The organism is Longimicrobium sp. (assembly GCF_036387355.1).
Lineage (GTDB): Bacteria > Gemmatimonadota > Gemmatimonadetes > Longimicrobiales > Longimicrobiaceae > Longimicrobium.
This window is the reverse complement of the sequence record NZ_DASVTX010000559.1, coordinates 1-3,867: the sequence shown is the minus strand read 5'-3', so window position 1 is coordinate 3,867 and position 3,867 is coordinate 1. Positions and strand designations below refer to the sequence as shown.

General features: G+C 67.4%; 3 protein-coding genes and 1 pseudogene. 1 reads left to right on the top strand and 3 read right to left on the bottom strand.

All coding sequences use genetic code 11. The annotated features are described in order from the left end of the window. Positions 1-591, bottom strand: a pseudogene (locus VF665_RS24225) (hypothetical protein); the annotation flags it as partial. A 253-nt stretch (positions 592-844) separates the two neighbouring features. On the opposite strand from VF665_RS24225, the gene VF665_RS24220 reads away from it, so the two are divergent. Then, a complete protein-coding gene (locus tag VF665_RS24220) occupies positions 845-2,617 on the top strand; it encodes an ATP-binding protein (protein WP_331056064.1) in 1,773 nt (590 codons plus the stop codon). Between the two features lie 61 nt (positions 2,618-2,678). On the opposite strand, the gene VF665_RS24215 is transcribed toward VF665_RS24220, so the two are convergent. Both VF665_RS24215 and VF665_RS24210 read right to left on the bottom strand, forming a co-directional pair. Continuing rightward, positions 2,679-3,191 carry a hypothetical protein gene (locus VF665_RS24215; RefSeq protein WP_331056063.1) on the bottom strand — a complete coding sequence of 171 codons (513 nt, stop codon included), beginning with the start codon at positions 3,189-3,191 and terminating at the stop codon, positions 2,679-2,681. Between the two features lie 83 nt (positions 3,192-3,274). Then, positions 3,275-3,867: DNA polymerase III subunit beta (locus VF665_RS24210; protein WP_331056062.1), on the bottom strand; the 593-nt coding region annotated here is incomplete at its 5' end.

The following is a 3,867-nucleotide window of genomic DNA, read 5'->3' as shown; positions in this document are numbered from 1 at the left end:
CACGTCCGGCAGCACGGGATTGCCCGCGCGGTCCGCCAGCCGCGTGACGCGATACAGGATGTAGCTTTCCGTCACCGGCGCCAGCCCCGGGCGCTCCACCGCGGGCGCAAGCTGGTGCAGCAGCGGCCCGAGTTCGCGGTCAAAGATGGCGCCCAGCTCGGGGGACGCGTCCACCGCCGCGCCAAAGCGCGAGAACGCCGCCCACGTCAGCCCGGGCGGCGCCGACACCTGCAGCTGCAGCCCCACTACGCCGAAGTCGAAAATGCGCGCCGAGGTCAGCACCTCGCACTCAGTGCCGTCCACCCGCACGCGGTCGCGGGCCACCTCCACGTGCAGCGGCGGATTGCGGATCTGCAGCGCCTGCGCCTCCCCGCGCACCGGCACGGCCCGCGCGGCGCCCCTCGGCCCGAACAGCGCCGCGGCACGGTCCAGGTCAATGGCGTACGCCGCGTCCCACAGCCGGTACGACACCGCGGACCCGTCCACCCGCAGATCGTCCGCCGACACGTGGGGAACCACGGCCGCGCCATCCCCGATCCGCACCTCTCCCGACAGCGGCGTCGTTCCGCCCGCCCGGCTCATCTGATCCATCGCCGCCCGCTCGCCTGTCTCCTGGATTCGATCGTTCCCAATCTACCGTCCCACGCAGGTTCAGCACCCGAGCTTCGTCACGATCGTGCTGCCATCCGCGCCACGCTGGATCGCCGTCCGGCGCTGCTCCGAGCACCGCAATCAGCATGGCGCCGCACGAACTTCGTCATTAGCTTCGTAATTACCAAGCTAATGACGAAGCAGGTGACGAAGTCCCGCGAGCTGACGAGGCTCTCTCTGGAGTGTGCTCCGCATGACGAACGACGAACTGGTGTCGTTGATCACGAATCTTCGGGAATTCAGGACGGACCTGGTTCACGTTGAGGCAAAGCGTGCCAGGACAGAAATGCCCAAGCGCCTCTGGGAAACCATCTCGGCCTTCTCCAACACGCCGGGCGGAGGCGTTCTGATTCTGGGTCTGGATGAATCGGCCGGTTTCGGGATCACCGGGGTGGACGACCCCAGAAAGGTGATGCAGGATCTGGGCAGCCTGTGCGGTGACATGGAACCGCCCGTGCGGGCCCACATCGAACTGCACAGGGTGGAAGGAGCCACGCTCGTAGTCGCTGAAATTCCAGAAGCGGAGCTTGGGCGCAAGCCTGTGTATTATCCCGGAGCGGGACTCACCAACGGTGCTTTCATCCGCGTGGCGGACGGCGACCGCAAGCTCAACCAGTACGAAGTGCAGGTCATGCTCGCGTCGCGGGGCCAACCGCGTGATGACGAGCAGCCCGTGGCTGAAGCGACCCCCGACGACCTGGATCAGGAACTTGTCGCCGGCTTGCTGGAGCGGATGCGCCGTTCGGAACGGAGCGTGTTCCGCGGCAGGACGGATCAAGAGGCGCTTCGCACGCTCAAGGTGCTTGTCGTGCACCAGGAGCGGTGGGTTCCCTCTCTGGGGGGCCTCCTGGCGCTCGGCGCGTATCCGCAGCAGTTCTTTTCGGAACTGGGTGTGACCTTTGTCGCCTACCCGACCCCGAGGCTGGGCGAGCCGGGACCCCGGGGCGAGCGCTTTCTGGATCAGGGCCGTTTCGATGGACCTGTTCCGCGCATGCTGGAGCCAGTCATGAAGGCGCTGCAGCGCAACATGAAGCGCCGGGCCATCGTGCGCGGCCTGTTTCGCGAAGATCTGTGGGAATATCCCGAAACCGCGCTCCGCGAGGCGCTTGTCAACGCGCTGGTACATCGTGACCTCAGCGCGCTGGCCCGCGGAACGCCCGTGCAGGTGCGCATGTTCCCCGACCGGCTGGAGATCGTGAATCCCGGGGGGCTGTTTGGTCCCGTGACGGTGGAGCGGCTGGGCGACGAGGGCATCTCCTCGTCGCGCAACCAGTTGCTGATGAAGTTGCTGGAGGACGTACCGGTTCCCGGCACCAGCGACGTAGTCTGCGAAAACCGGGGGTCGGGGATTGGTGCCATGCTGGCCTCGCTGCGCCAGGCCGGGATGAGCCCGCCCCACTTCGCGGATCGGATCGCCACGTTTCAGCTCACGTTCCCGAACCACACGCTGTTGGATGCTGAAACGCTGCGCTGGCTGGAGTCGGTGGACGGTTCTGACCTTACCGACAGCCAGCGGATGGCGTTGGCACTGCTGAAGCGAGGGGAACAGGTCACCAACGCTTCGTACCGACAGGTGAGCGGCCTGGACAGCAGAGTCGCGACGCGCGAACTGGGCGACCTCGTTTCCCGCGGGCTCGTTGACCAGGATGGTACCGGCCGGTGGACGACGTACCGCCTTTCTGTGAACGCCGGCGATGATTTGGCTGCCACCCCGTCCCGCCGCAAACGGGCGGACCGCCGGAGCGCCATTCTCGCGCTCTTTCGGCACGCACGGGAGCTTTCCCGGGCCGAGATTGCGGAACAACTGGGGATCTCGAACGAGTCGGCGGGACGCTGGATCGCGCGGCTGCGGTCTGAAAAGATCGTGGAAGGTACGACACACAGCCCTCGTGACCCCAACGCGCGGTATCGGCTGGCGCAGCCGCGCATCCGAGCTTCGTCACCAAGATCGTCACAAGCTTCGTAATTACGAAGCTTGTGACGAAGCTGCCGGGCCCAGCGCGGGCGATGTACAGCTCCCGGGCGGATCAGCGCGCGAGGGCAGCCATCGCTGCGCGGACCCGGCGGACGGTTTCCTCTGCATCCGCAACGTCCACGATCATCCGGTCGTACATGCTGCCAGTGAGCTCGATGGCGACCGCGCGAGGCGGCCGGCTCACGTCGTAGAAGGCCCGCTGGCCGCGGGAGATGTACGTCCCTGCGACGATCAGCCCCGGCACGAACGTTCCCGGAACGCGGATGCCGCGCACCTTCGTGAGCGACACGTCCGGCTCCACGCGGATGTCCGTGACGTTCCGCAGCGGAACGCCGATCCGCTTGCGCAGCGTCCAGACCGCGTGCATCCCGAGCACGCGGACGACGAGCTTTTCGCCTTCGACAGAAATCTCGACCACGATGGCCTCCCGACGGGTTTCCTTCCTTCCCGGCACCTCCCGCGCCGCCGGCTCCCGGGTTCGGTACGAGGATGCCCTGACGAGGGCGCGGGCCGCTGCGGACGCGGACTGTCCTTGCCCGCCAACCAGGATGCGGTCTGCCGGCATCCTGATGCGCGGGGTGCGGCAGACGCAAACGGGGGGAGCGCCATGCGGCCGCTTCCCCCGTTTTTGTCAGCCAGCTCTCGGACTCAGCTCAGCAGGCGCAGGGGCATCACCAGGCAGAGGTAGTCGGGCGTGTCCTCGTTGCCGATGGGCTGCATGGTGGCGGCGCGCTCGGGGGCCTTGAAGCCCATCCGCACCTCGTCCGTGGGCATGTAGCGCAGCAGCTCCAGCAGGTACTGCGCGTTGAAGCCGATTTCCAGCGGATCGCCGTCGTACTCCACCTGCAGCTCCTCGGTGGCGGTGCCCACGTCGGGCGTTTCCACGGCGAAGCGCAGCATGGGCCCGCCCAGCGACAGGCGGATCCGGTGCGTCTGGTCGCTGGCAACGATGGCCATGCGGCGGACGGCGGCCTGCAGCGCGCCCTTGTCCGCCACCATGGTCTTGTCGTTGTCCTTGGGGATGACCTGCTCGTAGTTGGGGTACGGCCCCTCGATGAGGCGCGTGTAGATCTGCACGTTCTCGCCGCGGAAGCCGATGTGGTTCTCGCTGCGCCCCACCTCTACCGAGTCGTCCGCGCGGAACAGGCGCTGCACCTGGCCCAGCGCCTTGGGGTGCACGATGAAGTCGCCCGGCGGCGCCGCGGCCGCCGCGCCGCCGCCCCCGCCATCCACGGACAGCG